The sequence below is a fragment of the sulfur-oxidizing endosymbiont of Gigantopelta aegis genome (assembly GCF_016097415.1).
Taxonomy (GTDB): domain Bacteria; phylum Pseudomonadota; class Gammaproteobacteria; order GRL18; family GRL18; genus GRL18.
Genome location: NZ_JAEHGE010000001.1, coordinates 2479782 through 2500429 on the forward strand (window position 1 = coordinate 2479782; position 20648 = coordinate 2500429).

Below are 20648 nucleotides of genomic sequence, written 5' to 3' on the forward strand. Positions count from 1 at the left end.
TTTACTTAACTTTTAAATATAGAACATAAATTTTATATTTCAAGTTATACGATAAGCTGACATAGTGTGTAGAGAATGTGCCAGATAGGTTGTTCTAAAGTAAATACACCTAAAAATACAATTAATGTATGGACACAAATAACTGTCAAACTTATATCATATTAGTGCTTATTGATGTTGATCAATGAACATCAGTGGCTTATGAATTAGACTCAAGTGGTCTTTTTATCCTGAATTCGTACTGAATTCACTTTTTAAAAACTTAGCAACGGGGAACGTAATGTCTGTTGAATTAATCTTTGCACTGGTCGCTGGAATAGCTGCCGTAGTATACGGAATCATATCCATTAAGTGGATCATGTCTCACTCACCGGGAAGTGACACCATGTTAGAAATTGCGCAAGCAATACAAGATGGAGCACAAGCTTACTTAAACCGTCAATATAAAACCATTGCAATGGTTGGTGCAGTTGTGTTTGTTGCGATTTTCATCTTTATTGGCGCTTATAGTGCTGTTGGCTTTTTAATTGGTGCTGTTTTGTCTGGAGCAACTGGTTATATTGGCATGAATATTTCAGTTCGCTCTAATTCTCGTACTGCTGAAGCAGCTAAAAATGGTATGGGCGCTGCATTCCTTGTTGCTTTCCGTGGTGGTGCTATTACCGGTATGCTCGTCGTTGGTTTAGCTCTAATCGGTATTGCCGGTTATTTCGTCATATTAACAGCAATGGGCTTGACGGTTGATGAGGCTGTTCATGCATTAATTGGTTTGGCTTTTGGTGGTTCTTTGATTTCCATCTTCGCTCGTTTGGGTGGTGGTATTTTCACCAAGGGTGCAGATGTTGGCGCTGATATCGTCGGTAAAGTAGAAGCCGGTATTCCTGAAGATGATATTCGTAACCCTGCAGTTATTGCTGATAACGTTGGCGACAACGTGGGTGACTGTGCCGGTATGGCAGCTGACTTGTTCGAAACTTATGCGGTAACAATTATTGCCACTATGTTATTGGGTTCTTTAATGGTCACTACATCAAGCGATGTTGTTAATGCGGCGGTTATGTATCCATTAGTTCTGGGTGGTGTTTCTATTGTTGCTTCAATTATCGGTATCATGCTGGTTAAATTGAGTAATGACGGAGGCAGCATTATGGGTGCTATGTATAAAGGCCTTATTGCTTCTGCAGTCGTTGCCGGCATTGCATTCTACCCCGTAACAACTTATATGCTGGGTGATACAATTCAGGTCGCTGGAACTGAGCTTGCAACTATTAACCTATACTATGCAGCACTTATCGGTTTAGCTCTAACGGGTGCGATGGTTGTTATTACTGAGTACTATACTTCAACAGAATATGCCCCTGTAAGAACCATTGCTGCCGCTTCTTTGACGGGTGATGGTACCAACGTCATCGCTGGTTTAGGTGTTTCAATGAAATCAACAGCAGCGCCTGTACTGGCTGTTTGTGCTAGTATTTGGGGTGCTTATGAACTAGGTGGTTTGTATGCGATTGCAATTGCTGCAACGTCTATGCTGTCAATGGCAGGTATTATTGTTGCCCTAGATGCTTATGGTCCTATTACTGATAATGCCGGTGGTATTGCGGAAATGGCCGATATGCCAGAAGAAATTCGTAACATTACCGATCCTCTGGATGCTGTGGGTAACACAACAAAAGCTGTCACTAAAGGTTATGCCATTGGTTCAGCAGCATTGGCTGCGCTAGTCTTATTTGCTGATTATACCCATACTCTGGAAGCGAATGGTGGCGGTGCTGTATCGTTTGATTTATCAAATCATATGGTTCTGATTGGTCTGTTTATCGGTGGTTTAGTACCGTACTTATTTGGTGCTATGGCGATGGAAGCAGTGGGTCGTGCAGCGGGTTCAGTGGTCATTGAAGTACGTCGTCAATTCAAAGAAATGCCGGGCATTATGGACAGAACTCAAAAACCTGATTATTCTAAAGCGGTTGATATGCTAACAGCAGCAGCGATTAAAGAAATGGTTATTCCTTCAATCTTACCTATTGCTGTACCTATTGTTGTTGGTTTGACTTTAGGTAAGGAAGCACTGGGAGGTGTTTTAATCGGTTCCATCGTAACAGGTATTTTCGTTGCAATCTCTATGACTACCGGTGGTGGTGCATGGGATAATGCTAAGAAATATATCGAAGATGGCAATCATGGTGGTAAAGGTTCTGATGCGCATAAAGCAGCAGTGACTGGTGATACAGTTGGCGACCCATACAAAGATACAGCGGGTCCTGCTATCAACCCAATGATTAAAATCATTAACATTGTTGCTTTGATGATGATTCCTCTTCTGTAACAAGAAGGGAAAACATATAAATAATGACTCATCAGCTTGATTGGGTCATTATTTAAGCAATTAATATTTTAAATACGTTTAATCTTTTTAACTTTTATAACTTTCATTTCAAAAGGAAAAACCATGCCAACATTCGTACGCACAGAAAAGTGTGATGGCTGTAAAGGTCAGGACAGAACAGCATGTATGTATATCTGCCCACACGACTTAATGAAACTGGACAAAGACGGTTCAGAAACTGGCCACGCCATGAAATCATTTAACCAAGAGCCAGAGCAGTGCTGGGAATGTTATTCCTGCATTAAGATCTGTCCACAGAACGCCATCGAATGTCGTGCTTATGCCGATATCGTCCCTATGGGCGGTTCAGTACAGCCACTACGCGGAACTGATTCAATCATGTGGACCATCAAATTCAGAAACGGCACCATGAAGCGTTTCAAATTCCCGATACGTACCACGCCAGAAGGTTCAATTCAGCCGTATGAAGGCAAGCCTAAAGCAGATTACGCGAACATTGGTTCAGATAAAGGATTCTTCGTTAACGAAGGCAAATATCCTTATGAAGGTAACCCAGACGAATTGATTCTTCTTAAGTAATTACCTCGGTAATACGAAGCAAGAAGCACTCGCAAAAACAGAGAGCCAGTCCCTTGTCAGCCAGCGAACAAAAAGCTGAGCCAGACAACGTACATAGCTCAAACTATAGAACAATACAAACAGAGGTTATCCGAATGTCAGGAACATTTGAAAATCCAGAAGTCATCGAAGAAACGGTTGACATTCTACTTATCGGTGGTGGTATGGGCGCATGTGGCGCAGCATACGAACTAGGACCATGGATAGAAGCATCAGGCCAAGACATCTCAGTCAAGCTTGTCGATAAAGCTGCCATGGATCGCTCCGGCGCCGTTGCTCAAGGTTTATCAGCGATTAACACCTATATTGGTACCGAACAAGATCCGCGGACTATGCTCGCATGGTTTCAAACGACTTAATGGGCATTACCCGTGATGATTTAGCGTATGACCTAGGTCGTCACGTCGATGATTCAGTTCACCTATTCGAAGAATGGGGTCTACCAATTTGGAAACAGCCTGGAGACGAAGGCAAATCATTAGCAGACGGCGGCATGCCCGTACGTTCTGGTAAATGGCAAATCATGATTAACGGTGAAAGCTACAAGTGGATTGTTGCAGAAGCGGCTAAAAAAGCCTTAGGCACAGAAAAAATCCAAGAACGCGTCTTCATCGTAAAACTCGTCAACGACAAAAACGACCCCAGTCGTATTGCCGGTGCTGTTGGTTTCTCTACTCGTGAAAACAAAATCTACGTTTACACCTTCAAAGCTTGCTTATTAGTGTGTGGTGGCGCAGTGAACATCTTCCGTCCCCGTTCTGTTGGAGAAGGTACAGGTCGTGCTTGGTATCCCGTCTGGAACTCAGGTTCAACTTACTCAATGGCAGCAGAAGCTGGCGCTGAATTAACCATGATGGAAAACCGCTTCGTCCCAGCCCGTTTCAAAGACGGCTACGGACCTGTTGGCGCATGGTTCCTACTATTCAAAGCCAAAGCAACTAATGCTTTCGGTGAAGTTTACATGGACAAAAATGCCGAGCTACTGAACGACTATCCTCCTTATGGACTCGCCAAAGTACCTGCTTCTTGCCTACGTAATCACCTAATGATGAAAGAAATGCGTGAAGGCCGTGGTCCCATCTATATGGACACCGTTACAGCACTAGGCAATTTAGCAGAAACCATGACACCCAAAGAAATCAAGCACCTGGAAGCAGAAGCTTGGGAAGATTTCCTAGACATGTGTATTGGTCAAGCAGGCGTATGGGCTGGTGAGAATATCGAACCAGAAAAAACCAACTCCGAATTAATGCCTACCGAACCATACCTACTGGGTTCACACTCAGGTTGTTGTGGCATCTGGGTTTCAGGTCCTACCGATTTAGGCGCACCTGAAGCATGGTCATGGGGCTACCGCTCAATGACCACCATCAAAGGTTTATTCACCGCTGCTGATGGTGTTGGCGCATCCGGTCACAAATTCTCTTCAGGCTCTCACGCTGAAGGTCGTTTAGCCGCTAAAGCCATGGTTCAGTACTGTGTAGACAACAAAGATTGGACACCTGAATTAGACACTTCAGTAGAAGAGTTGACCTCAGATATCTATCAGCCAGTACGTACCTTCTTAGAGCAGCACAAAGATTACTCTACAGCAATCGATATCAACCCTAACTACATCACACCAAAAATGCTTCAGTTCCGTTTACAGAAGATGATGGATGAGTACGTAGCCGGTGTTGCGACCATGTACCAGACCAATGCGAAGATGCTAGAAGTCGCAGAGCACAAGCTGGGTATGCTAAAAGAAGACGCGAAGAAAATGCGTGCTAAAGATTTACACGAGTTATTACGTGCGTGGGAAAACTATCACCGCATATTGACTGCTGAAGCACACATGAAGCACATCCAGTTCCGTGAAGAATCACGTTACCCTGGCTTCTACTATCGTATGGACTTCAACATTGTTGACGAAGAAAACTGGAAATGTTTTGTGAACTCAACCTATGACAAGAAGACACAAAAGTGGAACTGCTTTAAAGTAGAACACGTTGATGTTGTCGACAAGTCTGTCCTTATGAAGTAATGACTGCAACTGAGTGAAAGCTCAGGTACAGTAAGGCTTAATAAGCACCAAGAAGAGCCCGTTCAATGCAAGTTGAGCGGGCTTTTTTTGTACCTAATTGTCTTTGACTGAACAAAAAATAATCACCTCTTGATGCAAATTAACTTTTCATTTATCATTAAACCTAAAACAATCAGTTGAATCGTAGCGAGAGCGACTTAGGTGCTGAAGATTAAGGGTTTTACAGGTTATTTTGGCTTTATTCGTAGTCACCTACGGGTGAAGTCAAAATGTTCTGGAAAATCCTTAAGATTCAGTGCATAAGGCGGTCGCAGTAGGTTCAACTGATTTTTTTAGGTTAAACACTATGATGTTAATATTTTAAAGTGAGTTTACTTATGTCCGAAAGACCTGAAAGCTTAATTCCTCCAATGGATAGTAGCTGTAGCGCTAAAGAAATGTTTGCTTTGCGTGCCTTAGGGGATAGTATGGAGCCTGAATTTGAGCATGGCCGAGTACTAATTATCGATCCTGAAGCGGTGGTTAGGGATGGTTCTTATGTGATTGCTAAGGTGGATGATGAATTTATTTTTAGACAGCTTCGTATGTATGATAAAAAATTCTTCTTACAACCGCTGAATGATTTGTATGAAACGATTGAAATTAATGGTTTGGATGATTTGGAAGGTGTGATTGTGCAATCGGGTAATCGTCGTAAGGATATGAAAAAGCATCGCTAATATTGATGGTAGCGGCTATATTTGGGCTAACGATGTATCAATTTAAATAAGTATAATTTTCAGTGTTTACTATTGTCCTTAAATTCAGCTTTATAGTATAAAAATAGTACTTGGGTATTAGCTCACACTATTCGTTTTGTTTTCTTGATAATTCCTCTTTTCTCTCCTAGATTTATTGTGTCTGCGGTTATTTTTATTTGCTAAAAATATTAATCGTAGGCAATTAATATTTGTTTACTATGATTGCGAAAAAAGTTGAATTTGTTTTCGCTATTTTTTTGATTGTGTTTTTTTCACAATTGTTTGTCAGAATCTGGAATATATGGGCAAAGAAGGGTGCGAGTTTATTAGCGGGAGGCATTGCTTTTACTTTGCTTGTTTTAGTGATGGTTGAGGAAGTCCGTTATGGTATTGGCTTTCGATATATGACGGCGCAGGTTCAACTGATTTTTTTAGGATTATATTTTTATTATCTCTAAAACGGCATCAACCATCTGTGGATCCCATTGTCCGGAATCGCGCTCTGTGCGAATAATAGACAAGGCTTTTTCTTTACTCATTCCTTTTCGATAACAGCGATCACCTGTCATGGCATCCCAGGTATCTGCAATGGAAACAATGCGTGCCATAAAGGGGATGTCTTCACCTTTTAAACCATCAGGGTAGCCCTTGCCATCCCAGCGTTCATGATGCCATGCGGCAATTTCACGGTGGTGTTCATAGTGAAGTAACGGCTTGAGAATTTCGGCGGTTTTTACCGGGTGTTCACGCATGATGGCGAATTCTTCGTCAGTGAGAGGACTTTCTTTATTGAGAATTTTATCTGGAATAGCAATTTTTCCCAAGTCATGCATTAAAGCACCTTGTTTTAAAAGGGCTAAATCTTCCTTTGATAATTTGAAATATTTTCCAAGTTTTACTGAAAAAGCAGACACTCGACTGGAGTGCTGTGCTGTATAGTCATCTTTTGCGTGCAGTGCTCTAGTGAGAGAGTTAATGACTTCAATATAGGACTGGTTTTTACTATTGATAAAATCTTGAATACTGCCAGCCATACTATCAATTGATTGACCTAAATGAGTGATTTCTTTGGGCGCATTAATTTTATTTATGCGACTGGAAAAATTTTCTTGAGTAATATCACGCGCTGTTTGTTCAATTTTTAAGATAGGGGCAATAAGCCGGCGGTGTAAAAAGTAACCCAGAGATAAGACTAACAATAAACCACTGAGGCTAATAATAATCGTCATCCGAGTATCGTATTGACCATCGATCATTTTAATATTATTTAATGTTTTTTCGATATTGATTTCAATTTCTAGGGCTGCAACCACCTGATTATTTTCATATAGAGGAATAATAACATCAGTAATAGAAACTAACTTACCCTTGATCTCCCTGCCGGGCTTATACTCAATTTCTTTACTGACTAAAGAATGTTGTTGCTGAAATACTGGTTCGAGATATTCGCTGACATTCTTTCGAGTGTCATATTTTTGATGTGAGTCGGCAAGAATTTCACCTTTTGCATCAAAAATGTACAAGCGGTAAATAGAAAAGTTGACTTCATGAAATTGACTGAATTTTTCAAATTGGCTTAGGGCTCGGGAGACTTTTTGGCGTAATAAGACTTTATCATGAATGCTCGAAAAAGAGTTAATTTCTCTCTCTAGGCCATGTAAAAAAGTTTGTGCCTGTTTGCGACTTTCATCGAGCAAAATATCTTCAATCATCTCTTCGCTTTGGTAATACAATAATGCGGATTGAATACCAAAGAGAAGGGCTATAAGAATAAAAATTTCGCTAGTAAGAGATAATTTCATGAGTGCTGTTTTTTTATTTGGACACTCTTATTAATAGCCCGTATTGGCGAATTTGTATAGCCTTTATCTATTTTACTGGGTGAGCAGGCACCGCCTTCATTTTCCAGATATCTCGATTATACTCCTGCATGGTTCTATCGGTAGAAAATTTACCGCTGGAAAGGGTATTGATAATACTCATTGTGGTCCATTTTTCAGTATCCTGATAGGCGATGGCCACTTCTTCCTGAGCATCAATATAGGAGCGAAAATCAGCCAATGTCATCCACATATCATGGGAACTCTTAATGGAGTTTAGTATGGGTTCAAAGAGTTTGTGCTCACATTGATTAAAATAACCTGACTCAAGAATTTGCATGACATTAGCGATGTCAGTATCATTGCTAATAATACTCATAGGGTCATAGTGTGGCCTGGAAGTATCAATTTCTTCAGCGGTTAAACCGAATAAGAAGAAATTATCGGCACCAACTTCTTCTCTGATTTCAATATTGGCACCATCTAAAGTACCAATGGTTAATGCGCCATTCATCATGAACTTCATGTTACCAGTGCCGGATGCTTCTTTACCTGCAGTTGAAACCTGCTCTGACAAATCAGTACCGGGGCAAATAACTTCCATAGCGGAGACATTATAGTTGGGAAAAAATGCAACATTGAGTAAGCCTTTGGCTTGCGGATCATTATTAACAATATTAGCTACATTATTGATTAATTTGATGGTTAATTTGGCCATGGCATAACCGGGTGCGGCTTTACCGCCTATTAATACACAGCGAGGAGTCCAGTCTTTTGTGTCGCCAGCCTTAATACGATTGTATAGGTGTATTACGTGTAAGATATTGAGCAGTTGACGTTTGTATTCGTGAATGCGTTTTACTTGCACATCAAATAGTGCGTTGGTATTAAAGTCAACCTGACATTGTTCTTTGATCAGTGCAGCTAACCTCACTTTGTTCGACTTCTTGATGGCTTGCCATTGTTTACGAAATTCTTTTTTATGGACGAACTTCTCAAGTTGTTTTAATTGGGATAAATCTTTGATCCATTTTTCACCAATTTTCTTGCTAATAAGTTGGCGCAATTCAGGATTACAACCGGCTAACCAACGCCTGGGGGTAACACCATTGGTTTTATTATTAAATTTTTCTGGCCACAGTTGATAAAAGGGATTGAATAAGCCTTGTTTGAGTAGTTCAGTATGTAGGGCCGCGACACCATTGACGGAAAAACTGCCGACGATGGCAAGGTAAGCCATACGCACTTGTGGCACAGAACCTTCTTCAATGATGGACATTTGCCTGCGTCGTTGGGCATCGCCCGGCCAGTGCATGGCGACCTGTTCTAAAAAGCGGGTGTTAATCTCGTAAATAATTTCCAGTAAGCGGGGTAATAATGACTTAAATAAAGGTACTGACCAGCGCTCTAATGCTTCGGGTAATAAGGTATGGTTGGTATAGGCCATACTATTACTCGTAATGGCCCAAGCTTCATCCCAGGTATGCTCATGCTCATCAATCAATAGGCGCATAAATTCAGCAATGGATATGGTGGGGTGAGTATCATTGAGTTGAAAACAGTTTTTCTCTGCAAATTGACTAAAATCATCATGACGGAATAACCATTCACGTAATACATCCTGCAAACTGGCAGAAGCGAGAAAATATTGCTGGCGCAGACGTAATTCCTTACCATTTTCACTGCTGTCATTAGGGTATAGCACCATCGTAATATGTTCGGCAGAATTCTTTTCTTCCACGGCTTCGGTATAACTGCCCATATTAAATTCATCTAAATCAAACTCGTCGGTTGCAGCTGCCTTCCACAGGCGCAGCGTGTTGACCGTACCGTTCTGAAAGCCTGGAATAGGGATGTCATAGGGCACAGCCAATACATCACGTGTACCATTCCAATATACCGTTAATTTACCTTTATTGTTCTTATGAAATTCGGTATAGCCGCCAAATTTGATGCGTTGGGTGTATTCGGGGCGTTCCAATTCCCAGGGATTGCCATTGAGTAACCAGTGGTCAGTGTCTTCAATTTGATGACCTTGCTCTATACGCTGTTTAAACATGCCGTATTCATAGCGCAAGCCATAGCCCTTTACGGGCAACTGTAAGGTGGCACAACTATCAAGAAAACAAGCCGCCAAACGGCCCAAACCACCATTACCAAGTCCCGCATCTTGTTCACTATCAGCAATTTCTTCTAAATCGAGACCGAGTTTATAAAAAGAAGCTTGTACAGTTTCATTCAAATCCAAATTGAGCATGCAATTACTTAATGCCCGACCCATTAAAAATTCCAGAGAAAGGTAATAAGTTCGTTTGCAATCGGAATCCTCATAGGCGCTGCGGGTTTTTTTCCAACGTTCCATCAGACGATCTCGTAAGGTATAACTCAGGGCTTTATAGGGATAGTGGGTGGCCAGACAATTATTACTTCGCCCTAGGGTATGATTATAATAATAGCGAAAACAGTTCCTTACGGATTCTTCATCCATTCCAAGTGGTGGTACAGTGGTTAATTCATCAACAGGTTTACTTTTGATCATGAGCTTGAAATTGCTGCAATGTTTATACATTTGAGGGACTCATTCGGTTAAATTTTATGAATGTAAATATTATGGCTTAGGTCTAAGAATTGTCAACAGTGTAAACTCTCTAAATAAGAGTAAAATAATTGTAAGATCAATCCTACTTTCAGTGCATTATTTATTATATTAATGCACTTAAGTCTGGCGGATGTGTGCTTACTTGTCTAAAATGGTAAGGAATTATTTTACATTTAATCAGTGCGTTAAATTATTATAATATACTGTTTTATAAAATATTTTCCTCATTATTAAATACTTCAAACTAATAATAATAAATAAATTGAGGTTGTAAATGCTTACCACCAACTGTATCGCTAGAAAGAATTTTCCTTCCCTGGTATTATGCTCGATTTTTGTACTGAGTAGCAACGTTTATGCGTTAAACTTGCTGGAATCCTGGAACTTAGCCTTAGAAAATGATCCCGTGCTGGCTCGAGCACAATTTGAACATAATTCGATACAAGAGACCAAAGAGCAGGCCTTTGCCGATTTATTGCCTGATATTTCACTGGATTTAGAAGAAAAAAGAACGGATTTTGAAGTTAAAAGAAGTGATAATCCTACCCCTAAGACAAAAGATAAGTATGACACTACTACTTATACCGTGAATATGACTCAGTCGGTATATCACAAGGAAGAGTGGGAACGTTATGGGCAGGCAAAAAAAGAAGGCTTGCAAGCTGAAATCCAATTAGCGAATACCACACAAGATAGGATTTTACAGCTGGGTGAGCGTTATTTTGAAGCACTCAATGCTGAAATGACGCTGAAATACACAAAATCAGAACGGGATGCGGTTGAACAAAATATGGCCTTGGCAAAGGGCAAGCATAATTCTGGACTGGGACGTAAAACTGATACCCTGGATGCTCAGGCGCGTTTAGCCGATGTCGAGGCTCGAATGGAAGAAGCGCGTCATAATGTCAGACAGACTCGCCAGTCACTCATCGAAATTATTGGCGAGCGTCGTGATCCATTAGCACCACTCAAAGATAATATTAGTCTGACCAGTCCACAGCCAGAAAAAGTAGATGATTGGTTGCAAGGTGCTTATGATGGTAATTTAAACGCTCAAGTACAGCGCTTACAGGTTGAAATTTCTAAATATGATATGGAAATTCAAAAAGCCGGGCATTATCCTTCGGTTGATTTATTAGCTCAGTATACGGATCAGGAGCTAGGGGGAAGTATTTATGATGGCGCCAGTGATACTAATACAACTGAAATCATGTTACAAATTTCAATTCCTATTTATCAAGGTGGCGGCGTTAACTCACGAGTACGTCAGGCTGCAGAAGACTTTTTTGCTGAAAAAGAACGTCAGGATGAAGTGTTTCGAAATATTGAACGAGAATTAAAGATAGCCTTTGATGGTGTGAATAGTGCTATTCGCCGTATAGGCTATCTAGAAAAAGGTGTACAAGCACAACGACAATCTGTACAAGCCAAAAAGGAGGGCTTTAGAACCGGACTCTATACCGGTATTATCTTGCTGGATGCGAATCGCGATCTATATTTTTACTTAAGAAATTTTTCCCGAGCCAGAACCGATTATTTGCTGAATACTTTACGTTTAGCCAAACAATCAGGATCTTTAAGTATCACCGATCTAAAAAAATTGAACCAACTATTAACAATGTAACGACTATCACGCACTAGCGCCAGTTGATTCATTTATTAGTAAGTACAATCCAGCAGTCGCCAGTTATCTGGCATAGAGGTCTCCATGAGCAAGCAAAGCAAAAAGCAAAAGAATAATTCTAAGCCTACCGCATTTGATAGCCAAAAAGAGTTTCAGCTTGAAACCCTTGAACCCAGGATGCTTTTATCCGCAGATGGACTGCTGCCTCCCGATGTTTTAGAACAACTTCAAAGTGAAGACATTGTTGAAGAATTGGTGGCTGATGAAACACTCTTAGCCGCAATAATGTGGCTATACTTAACCGGACACACAACTTAAAACAACTAAAAGATAAAAAGTGTGACCTAAAATGAATGATCAAACAAAAAAACCGAATAAAAGCTATACATCAGAATTTAAAGAATCAGCTGTCAAATTAGCTAATGAGACGGATCAACCCGTTTCTCAGACTGCCAGGGAGCTAGGTGTTAATGTAAATACTCTACATACCTGGATCAGTAAATATTCCAAACCGGTGAAGACGGTAGCCAATAGAAGTGATGAACACATTTATGATGAAGTAAAACGTCTGAAAAAGAATTGGCAAAAGTGATTCAGGAGCGTGATTTATTAAAAAGGCCACAGCGTACTTTGCAAGGGAAACTTTGTGAAGTACGCATGGATAACTGATCAGGCTAAAGATTACCCGGTAACGATTCTGTGCCGTTTTATGGATGTTTCCCGTAGTTGCTATTATGATTGGGTTAGCTCTCCTAAAACGGATAGAGAAAAGAAAATGAAGCGCTTACTGAGCAGCTAAAAAACTGTTTGAAGACAGTCGCAAGACTTATGGAACCCGTCGTCTTAAAAGAAAACTGGCTGAAAAAGGCGTTCATATAAGCCGCCGGAGAATTGGTCGATTAATGAAAAAAGCCGGTTTGTTTTGTAAAACGAAGAGACGCTTTAAAGCGACGACTAATTCCAAGCATAATAAGCGTATATCTCCAAATTTACTGGAAAGAGAGTTTACTGTCTCTCAACCTGATCGCTACTATGTGGGTGATATTACCTATATTGCCACCAAGGAAGGCTGGTTATATTTAGCGGTTGTCATTGACTTATTCTCTAGGCAAATTGTTGGCTGGTCGATGGATGAGCGAATGAAAGCCAAGCTAGTCAATGATGCTTTACTGATGGCCATATGGAAGCGTAAACCAATGGATGGATTGCTTTGGCATACTGACCGAGGTAGCCAATATGCCTCTGATAGTCATAGAAAAATATTGTCGGATCATAACATAATTCAGTCTATGAGCCGCAAAGGAAATTGCTGGGACAATGCTGTATCAGAGAGCTTCTTTCATAGTTTGAAAACTGAATTGACGCACCATTGTCGATTCAAAACCAGAGTAGAAGCAAAGCAGGCAACATTTGAATATATTGAGGTATTTTATAATCGGGAGCGACTTCATTCGGCTAATGATTATTTGTCACCAGTCGATTATGAAATACAGCAGGAAATAGCTTAAATCGATTGATTGAAGAGGGGTAAAAGGCGACATAAATGCCGCCCATTACCGTTGACGGCCATCGGCTCCTCAGCCTGTGCCGTGAAGATATTGTAACAGGATCATTACCGTTGTGAAAATACCTTGGGTGAATGGAACGGCTCTATCGTTCCAGAGGGCAAAGCCCTTTCTCTTCATCTGTTTAAAGTTAACATGAGAAACTAAAATGATAGGAAATACAAAATGACAAAAATCACTTGAAACAGCCAAAAAAATATTTAAAGTGTTGACACATCACAACGCATTTTCAGCTTAAAGAAGAAGATGGTCAGATTCAGGTTCTGGATAACAATGATTTATTAGATGTGCCGGTGATCAAACCTGATGCTGAAGCAACTATCATTGCACAGCAAGCACAAACACTACCGCCACTGGAATTACAGGCCAGCACTGAAAGCAAGCAAGAAAACTTTGTCGGTTTTGGACAAAGAGTCCAGGCCAATGAGATTGTCATTATTGATTCCCGTGTAGAGAATATTGAACAACTACTCAATGATAGTTCCAGTTATAACACTTCAAATACAATAGAAAAAAGCCCCCAAAACTTAGCACAAGATGCTGATAGAGAAGCCTGGGTCATTATTGATTTAACCCAAACTGATCTAAGCTCTGCTGTAATGGTCAGCCAAAACTCAGGACAACGTATTGCTTATATCGTTGATGCAGAAAAAGATGGTATCGATCAAGTCAGTGATATTTTATCCCAATACAATGATTTATCTGCAGTGCATATTTTTTCTCATGGAGCGTCAGGTGCTTTATTATTAGGCGCAGGACGTTTAACCACCAATACCTTGCAGCAAGAGTCACGTAAAGTTCAGAATTGGGGTAATGCCCTGGCAAAGAATGGTGATATTTTACTCTATGGTTGTAATGTTGCTGAAGGTGAAAAGGGTGAGCAATTCGTTCAAGAACTGGCACGACTGACTCAGGCTGATGTGGCAGCTTCCAATGATGAAACTGGTGCTCAGGCGCTGGGTGGTGATTGGGATTTAGAAGTTGCTACGGGTGCTATTGAACGTAGTCTGCAAGTGACAAATTATCAATCTATCCTCTTGGATGTTACGTCTAAGCCGGGAGTGGCGATTGTTGCCAATAGTGATCTGACGAGTAATGCATCACAATTACTTGAACAGGGGATAAAAACCCTGGATTTAAGCGCAGTCACAAAGGATTTGACAATCACCATCAGAGCCAGTGGTGTTTTCAGTGTGAAATCGGGCTCGTTTGATATTAATTTTGATCGTAAAGACAGTAATGGTCTGGAAAACTTAGTATTAGGCAAGGGTATCAACACGCTGATTTTTGAAGCCAAGGCAAATATTGTTGGTGAACTGAGCGCACCTACGGGCGCTACTTTATCACTTGAATATCGAGGTAGTGATGGTAGTAATAATGATGTGTCAATTTCATAATCGACTGGTGACAAATAATCATTAGCCGAATGAAGTCGCTCCCGATTATAAAATACCTCAATATATTCAAATATTGCCTGCTTTGCTTCTACTCTGGTTTTGAATCGACAATGGTGCGTCAATTCAGTTTTCAAACTATGAAAGAAGCTCTCTGATACAGCATTGTCCCAGCAATTTCCTTTGCGGCTCATAGACTGAATTATGTTATGATCCGACAATATTTTTCTATGACTATCAGAGGCATATTGGCTACCTCGGTCAGTATGCCAAAGCAATCCATCCATTGGTTTACGCTTCCATATGGCCATCAGTAAAGCATCATTGACTAGCTTGGCTTTCATTCGCTCATCCATCGACCAGCCAACAATTTGCCTAGAGAATAAGTCAATGACAACCGCTAAATATAACCAGCCTTCCTTGGTGGCAATATAGGTAATATCACCCACATAGTAGCGATCAGGTTGAGAGACAGTAAACTCTCTTTCCAGTAACACATTAGTTCATCTCTTAATTGATTATAGTTGTCTCTAATGCCCTCAGCATTGGGCATAATCATAATATCTTGGCAGTGCTGATTTTTCCAATTATAATTTTTGTTTTGCTTGTTTTTTTTTGTTTGCTCACTCCCATCCTTCTTTTTTGGTAGCGGAAGTCCTTTCTTTTTACGACGTGCAAATGCGGCATTGCGCTTTTCAAGCTTTTTTTGTTGCTTTTTATCCTCAGTGGCAAATTTCTTTTTTTGTTTTTCGGTCAATTCACAAGTTTTTTTGAGTGATTTACAATCCTGACGACAATTAAGCTTGGCATTAGATTCATTGGAATAGGCCCATTCACCCGCTTCACTGATACAGCCTTGCTGTTTGCAATCAACAATGCCCTCAGAAGGTGTTGTTGGCTGTCTTTGACAATTTTCTTTCACTATTTTTGCTTTTTGAGCATTTGTTCGTTTGGCCATTTATGAGAAACTTCCTGATAGGTGATTGTCATTAGCAATGTTTAAAGGTGAAATGTTTAAAGATGCACTGTCGTTAGGCATTTCTTTCCAGGCAGGTGATTCCGGATCATTATGCATACTATCCCACACGGTATCATGCATTTGGTCAACCAACGCCAGAACCGATGTGTCAGGCGTTCTATTAATAAGCCATTGTTGAATTTTTGGGTGCTCATCAAAATCGGCAGCGAGTTCAAACATGAGTCCTAAAAAAAAGCTGAGTTCTTCCCTTGTCTTCAGGCCATAATGCCGAGCGCGTTTAATGCCATGCTGAATTAACTTGCTCAGGGTTTTGTTTTGATAAGGTAATAAGGCATCGAGATGCCACTCTAAAAGATGATCGCCCAAATTGCTTATCAATGCTTGTTCTGTGAGAGACTGTAAGTAGATAAAATGTGCTTCTTTTAAATGCCACCAAGCAGTTTTTAATGGTGGATCTATCTTTTTTAAATCAGATAATGGTAATGCCAATTCAGGATTTAATTGATAAACACATGACCATTTATCGAGTTCATCATAGAGATAAACGGCATCACAAAATGCCAGTAGTTGTGCCTGTTCATAAGGCTGGCAGGCTTTTAAATAAGGGCCTAGAATTTGTGCCGTGTAGAATTTAAAAATAGCGACTTCACCATCTAATGCGTAGACTGTAAGTAGGCTTTGCCAGTGCTGACTGAGCGTCTCAAAATGATGATTTGAAAAGATGAGCATAAAATGTTCAGGGGCTTCATTTAATAAGTGAGTCAGAAAATCATATTGGTTTAATTGAATTTGTATTAAGCAGGGCGATTGGTCACGTAGTTCCTGCATAGCGGTTGCATGAAACAGGTTGTAAAAAATTGGGTCGTCACTGAGGTTGAATAGTTCACCTCGCAGTGATTGTCTGGAATTGATGTCTATGAGTGCATAGACATTGCTTTCACCATTGAGCAAGATTTGGTGAATGGTTTCAAGCGGATGATGTAGGATAGCTTCACTCATTAGGACGGCTTATCCTGTGATGCTGCTTTCGGTTGCTCCTCTTTTTGTGCGGCTTCGGCACAGGGTTTACAACCACCAAATTTATCTAAGTCTAATGTTCGTTCATTGCCTGCACCGGTGGCAAACAAAAACTGGGACAATTGATAAGGGGCTTCAGGGGCAATGGGTTTGAAGCTTTGTCCCGGTTTGTCTTTGTCGGCTTCTACAGCCTGAAAAGGATTGATTGGGGCGGCACTGGAAGCTGAGCCAGGGCCGCCACCACTATTGAGGTTGACTTTGGGGCCACTAATCGTCACGCCAGAGGGATCGATTTTGACAAAACTGCCGCCGGCTTTAAAGGTGATTTCACTGCCGGCATCCAGTTTGATGCTGCTGGCGGCTTTGATGTGAACTTCACTGCCCGCACTTTGTAAGATTTTGCTACCGGCTTTGATGTGCAGTTTTTGGCCGATAGTCTGGGATAAATTGTTGCCGACTTTGTGTTGATGATTATTGCTGATTTTTTGATGATTATCAACTTTGATGTGTTCGTGTTGTTCATTGTCAACGATGAGTGAACGGGTGTTTTCGATGTGTTCACGGCGGTCATTTTTACAACGGATATCCAGGTCTTTTTCACTGTGAAAATAAATTTGTTCCTGGGCTTTTTTGTCCTCATAACGAATTTCATTATAGCCTTCGCCACCGGGTGTTGAATGGGTTTTTAAGGTACTACGGGTTTTATTTGCAGGCAAGGAATAAGGTGGTAGGCTGTCACCATTGTAGGTGCGACCACTGATTAACGGTCTGTCGGGATTGCCGTGCTCAAATTCAATCAGCAATTGCTGACCGATGCGAGGTGTCATGATTTGTCCCCAGGCATTGCCGGACAATTCGTTGTTAGTGCGTAGCCAGCAGGTGGTTTTTTCATCATATTGGCCTTCGCGATCCCAAAGAAACTGCACTTTGACCTGACCGTATTGATTGACATAAATCTCTTCGCCTTCTGGCCCCGTCACAAAGGCATATTGTTCGCCATGAATGAGTGAAGCCCGTTGCTGAAGGGGAGGTCGATATAAACTATTAGCAGGGATCGTAAACAGTTCATTGTGGTAGGAACTGCCTTCATTGGCATTGTTTGGCGTGTCTTCGTCCAGTGATTGGGGTTGTTTGCCTTCATGAAAAACATGGGTGATTAATTGATCAATATTATTGGCCTGATAATAGTGATCGGTTTGAGTAAATAATCGACCTGCTCTGAGGCGTTGTACATTGCTTTTGCCAGTGCCGGTTTTTATAAAGGTTGAGTGGCGTTGTTGCTGTAAGCTGGCATAAAATTCTGCTTCGCTTTCGGTTTTGTAATTACCGGGGTAGTGATAATCTTCTAATGAAGGGTTCAGTTCATTTTGGCTGAATTTTTCTAGCGTTCGAGTCGGTGTAGTGAAGTTGTAGTCCCGTAGGGTACTTTTGCCGCTATGGGTATTTTGCGAAAAGACAAATTGATTGATATGCTCATTTTTTTCCAAAGAGCCTGCTGCAAATAAGCCAGAATTATGTTTGTAGCTGACTTCAGGGATTTGCTCAACAAAACTAAAGGCGGTTTTACTGTCACCAATCACCATGAGGTGTTTATCAGCGCTGTGCTGATAATGAAAATGCAGGCCTTCTTCAGCCATCAAACGGCTGACAAATTGCCACTCGGTTTCGTTATATTGGGTGCAGAATTCACGGCTAGGGAGTTGTCGATCGGTTGACCATTGGTAGTGAGTGCCGGATACCAGACCTGCTTCATCGAATATTTGTTTGATGATATCCTGTACGCTGAGATTTTGAAAAATTCGACAGCCTTTGCGGTATTCTAAAAACCAGGCCATAGGGACTACTTTGGCTCGATACCGAGCAAAGCGAGTGCCATTTTCTATACATTGAGTTTCAGCAATAATACCGTTGAGATATTGGACTTCATCTTCACCCTGAATGGTAAGTAGGGCTGTCTTTTTGATGAGTGCGCTATGATCCAGGTTTTGATCATCACAGACAAAATCAACATGAAGATAAAAATGATCACTGATGCTTTCGCTGAGATCGAATTGATAGACACGGAGTTTATTATGAAGACTGGCCTGATTGGCAATGCTGAAAGTAAAACGACTGGTATTTGCGCTGGTGTACGGCATAACACGTCCTTGTTTAAAAGATGCTCATGAAGTTTCTTGAAGGTTATACGAGAATGTTCATAAGACTAAGTCAGGCGGTTCCGTTTGCCCGATCATTAATTTGTGGTAATTATATTTTATTCTTGAAGTTAATTGCAATGGGGTTTAACCCGAATTGTGACTTTGAAGCTAAAAATTCATAAAAAAACTAAATATTAGAGAAAAAAGGCAAAAAAAAGCTGCTGGGCGATATGCCGAGCAGCTTTTATAATGTTGCATTGAGCGCTATTAAGAAGCTAATTTAGCTTTAATTGCATCAATAACAGCATCACTCGAAGTGGCTTCAACAGTCAATAACATGCCTTCTTTATCATAGAAACCGGCTAAAGGTGCAGTCATTTCATTGTATACTTCTAAACGGTTGCTGATCACTTCGACAGTTTCATCATCACGTTGAACAACAGGGCCACCACACTTGTCACACTTGCCTTCTTCTTTAGGTGGGTTAGATTTTACATTGTAAATCTCGCCACAATCAGAACAAGTACGACGCGTAGTTAAGCGATCAAGGATCACGTCACGTGGTACGTCGATGTTAACAACAGCATCTAATTCTTCGCCCATGTCAGCTAATAATACTTTTAACGCTTCAGCTTGAGGAATAGTACGTGGGAAACCATCTAGTAAGTAGCCGTTTTTACAATCGTCTTCTTTCAGGCGCTCGCCCATGATGCCCATGATTAAATCATCAGAAACCAAATCACCGGCATCCATAGCGGCTTTTGCTTGCTTGCCTAGGTCAGAACCGGCAGCAACAGCAGCGCGTAAAATATCGCCTGTTGAGATTTGAACGGAACCGTCCATCTTAGTTAATAATTTAGCGACAGTACCTTTACCTGCACCGGGTGCACCTAATAGAATAAGTTTCATTATGACTCCAAAGAATGTTTAGAAAATATTGATAATTATCAAAAGCTTACTTTTAAGCGTCTGTAGTCACCAATTTTGAAAAATTTAACTGGGAAATATACACTTATTTTGCCTAATTTGACAGCATTTTTTACATGTGTATTTATTTTTCTGCAATTTGCTAGAATAGTGGCAAATTTTATTAAAACAGGGAAATCCAAGCAATGCCAAAAGCATCCGATCTCAAAAAAGGCGCCATTGTCGAAATTGATGAGCAACTCTATCAGGTACGCAATATTGATGTGCGCAGCCCTTCTTCCCGTGGTGCGAATACCTTGTATAAGATTACCTTTATGAATATCCAGAAAAAACAGAAACTGGAACAGACGCTTGGTGGTACAGATTTTCTTAAAGAAGCAGATTGTATGCGTCGTATGCTGCAATTTTTATATAAAGATGAGCAATTCTATACCTTTATGGATAATGAAGACTACAACCAATACACCCTGTCGATAGAAGAAATAGATAATGCGGCTGATTATTTACCCGATGGTCAGGAAGGCATATTGGGGATGCTCTATGAAGATAATCTCATTGGTATTGAATTGCCCGCATCGGTTTCACTGAAAATTATTGAAACCGCTCCGGCAATTAAGGGCGCATCGGCCTCAGCCAGAACTAAACCCGCTGAATTAGAAACTGGTTTAGTGGTGCAAGTGCCGGAATATCTGGCAGAAGGGGAAGTGATACGAGTGATCACCGCAACGGGTAAGTTTGCCGCAAGAGCGTGAGTGTTTGCTATGTTAGTCAATAAATGGGTGCTGTATGTTTAAATTTTTCTCAAGTCTTGTTCTCTTAACTCTACTTATTTTACTTCCAACCTCTTTCGCGGC

The 20648-nt window shown here is 40.8% G+C and carries 14 protein-coding genes and 3 pseudogenes; 10 read left to right on the plus strand and 7 right to left on the minus strand.

The features are described from left to right. The first annotated feature begins 280 nt into the window (after positions 1-280). The 5 genes and pseudogenes from JEU79_RS12485 (at position 281) to JEU79_RS12505 (ending at position 6189) form a co-directional block, all read left to right on the plus strand. Positions 281-2329: a sodium-translocating pyrophosphatase gene (locus JEU79_RS12485; RefSeq protein ID WP_198264380.1), complete on the plus strand. Its 2049-nt coding sequence runs from the start codon at positions 281-283 to the stop codon at positions 2327-2329. Positions 2330-2452: 123 nt separating this feature from the next. After that, a complete protein-coding gene (aprB, locus tag JEU79_RS12490; protein ID WP_198264365.1) occupies positions 2453-2929 on the plus strand; it encodes an adenylyl-sulfate reductase subunit beta in 477 nt (158 codons plus the stop codon). A 134-nt stretch (positions 2930-3063) separates the two neighbouring features. Further along, positions 3064-4991: pseudogene (aprA, locus tag JEU79_RS12495) on the plus strand (adenylyl-sulfate reductase subunit alpha). 377 nt (positions 4992-5368) lie between these two features. Further along, complete coding sequence (locus tag JEU79_RS12500) at positions 5369-5710, plus strand: S24 family peptidase (RefSeq protein WP_198264381.1); 342 nt, start codon at positions 5369-5371, stop codon at positions 5708-5710. A gap of 230 nt (positions 5711-5940) precedes the next feature. Further along, on the plus strand, positions 5941-6189 hold the full coding sequence (locus tag JEU79_RS12505; RefSeq protein ID WP_198264382.1) for a hypothetical protein: 249 nt from the start codon (positions 5941-5943) through the stop codon (positions 6187-6189). On the opposite strand, the gene JEU79_RS12510 is transcribed toward JEU79_RS12505, so the two are convergent. Continuing rightward, positions 6169-7533, minus strand: coding sequence for an HD-GYP domain-containing protein (locus tag JEU79_RS12510; RefSeq protein WP_198264383.1), 1365 nt, complete (start codon positions 7531-7533; stop codon positions 6169-6171). The genes JEU79_RS12505 and JEU79_RS12510 overlap by 21 nt on opposite strands. 67 nt (positions 7534-7600) lie before the next feature. Continuing rightward, the gene (locus JEU79_RS12515; RefSeq protein ID WP_198264384.1) at positions 7601-10090 is read right to left on the minus strand and encodes a glycogen/starch/alpha-glucan phosphorylase; all 2490 of its coding nucleotides are present in this window, start codon (positions 10088-10090) and stop codon (positions 7601-7603) included. Positions 10091-10424: 334 nt separating this feature from the next. On the opposite strand from JEU79_RS12515, the gene JEU79_RS12520 reads away from it, so the two are divergent. From JEU79_RS12520 to JEU79_RS12545, 4 genes and pseudogenes are all read left to right on the plus strand, one after another. Beyond that, positions 10425-11774, plus strand: a complete 1350-nt coding sequence (locus JEU79_RS12520) for a TolC family outer membrane protein (RefSeq protein ID WP_198264385.1) — start codon at positions 10425-10427, stop codon at positions 11772-11774. 84 nt (positions 11775-11858) lie between these two features. Then, entirely contained in the window at positions 11859-12092 is a 234-nt protein-coding gene (locus tag JEU79_RS12525) for an LEPR-XLL domain-containing protein (RefSeq protein WP_198264386.1), read from the plus strand. Between the two features lie 31 nt (positions 12093-12123). Continuing rightward, a pseudogene (locus tag JEU79_RS28595) lies at positions 12124-13282 on the plus strand (IS3 family transposase). Between the two features lie 656 nt (positions 13283-13938). Beyond that, the gene (locus JEU79_RS12545) at positions 13939-14736 is read left to right on the plus strand and encodes a DUF4347 domain-containing protein (protein ID WP_343075008.1); all 798 of its coding nucleotides are present in this window, start codon (positions 13939-13941) and stop codon (positions 14734-14736) included. Here JEU79_RS12545 and JEU79_RS26470 read toward each other — a convergent pair. The 5 genes and pseudogenes from JEU79_RS26470 to JEU79_RS12565 form a co-directional block, all read right to left on the minus strand. Continuing rightward, a pseudogene (locus JEU79_RS26470) lies at positions 14727-15227 on the minus strand (IS3 family transposase); the annotation flags it as partial. The gene JEU79_RS12545 and the pseudogene JEU79_RS26470 sit on opposite strands and share 10 nt — an antisense overlap. Further along, entirely contained in the window at positions 15134-15691 is a 558-nt protein-coding gene (locus tag JEU79_RS12550; protein ID WP_198264389.1) for a hypothetical protein, read from the minus strand. The gene JEU79_RS12550 and the pseudogene JEU79_RS26470, both read right to left, overlap by 94 nt. Further along, positions 15692-16711 (minus strand): DUF4123 domain-containing protein, encoded by a 1020-nt coding sequence (locus tag JEU79_RS12555; RefSeq protein WP_198264390.1) that lies wholly within the window; start codon positions 16709-16711, stop codon positions 15692-15694. Further along, the gene (locus JEU79_RS12560) at positions 16711-18867 is read right to left on the minus strand and encodes a type VI secretion system Vgr family protein (protein WP_198264391.1); all 2157 of its coding nucleotides are present in this window, start codon (positions 18865-18867) and stop codon (positions 16711-16713) included. The genes JEU79_RS12555 and JEU79_RS12560 overlap by 1 nt, the downstream gene beginning before the upstream one ends. 267 nt (positions 18868-19134) lie before the next feature. After that, entirely contained in the window at positions 19135-19776 is a 642-nt protein-coding gene (locus JEU79_RS12565) for an adenylate kinase (RefSeq protein ID WP_198264392.1), read from the minus strand. Between the two features lie 203 nt (positions 19777-19979). Between JEU79_RS12565 and efpL the strand changes: the two genes are divergently transcribed. Then, complete coding sequence (gene efpL / locus JEU79_RS12570) at positions 19980-20546, plus strand: elongation factor P-like protein EfpL (RefSeq protein WP_198264393.1); 567 nt, start codon at positions 19980-19982, stop codon at positions 20544-20546. Positions 20547-20648 lie beyond the last annotated feature (102 nt).

Coding starts and splice junctions, on each gene's coding strand:
- JEU79_RS12485 (WP_198264380.1), top strand. CDS start 281: ATGTCTGTTGAATTAATCTTTGCACTGGTCGCTGGAATAGCTGCCGTA.
- aprB (WP_198264365.1), top strand. CDS start 2,453: ATGCCAACATTCGTACGCACAGAAAAGTGTGATGGCTGTAAAGGTCAG.
- JEU79_RS12500 (WP_198264381.1), top strand. CDS start 5,369: ATGTCCGAAAGACCTGAAAGCTTAATTCCTCCAATGGATAGTAGCTGT.
- JEU79_RS12510 (WP_198264383.1), bottom strand. CDS start 7,533: ATGAAATTATCTCTTACTAGCGAAATTTTTATTCTTATAGCCCTTCTC.
- JEU79_RS12515 (WP_198264384.1), bottom strand. CDS start 10,090: ATGATCAAAAGTAAACCTGTTGATGAATTAACCACTGTACCACCACTT.
- JEU79_RS12520 (WP_198264385.1), top strand. CDS start 10,425: ATGCTTACCACCAACTGTATCGCTAGAAAGAATTTTCCTTCCCTGGTA.
- JEU79_RS12525 (WP_198264386.1), top strand. CDS start 11,859: ATGAGCAAGCAAAGCAAAAAGCAAAAGAATAATTCTAAGCCTACCGCA.
- JEU79_RS12545 (WP_343075008.1), top strand. CDS start 13,939: ATGGTCAGCCAAAACTCAGGACAACGTATTGCTTATATCGTTGATGCA.
- JEU79_RS12550 (WP_198264389.1), bottom strand. CDS start 15,691: ATGGCCAAACGAACAAATGCTCAAAAAGCAAAAATAGTGAAAGAAAAT.
- JEU79_RS12555 (WP_198264390.1), bottom strand. CDS start 16,711: ATGAGTGAAGCTATCCTACATCATCCGCTTGAAACCATTCACCAAATC.
- JEU79_RS12560 (WP_198264391.1), bottom strand. CDS start 18,867: ATGCCGTACACCAGCGCAAATACCAGTCGTTTTACTTTCAGCATTGCC.
- JEU79_RS12565 (WP_198264392.1), bottom strand. CDS start 19,776: ATGAAACTTATTCTATTAGGTGCACCCGGTGCAGGTAAAGGTACTGTC.
- efpL (WP_198264393.1), top strand. CDS start 19,980: ATGCCAAAAGCATCCGATCTCAAAAAAGGCGCCATTGTCGAAATTGAT.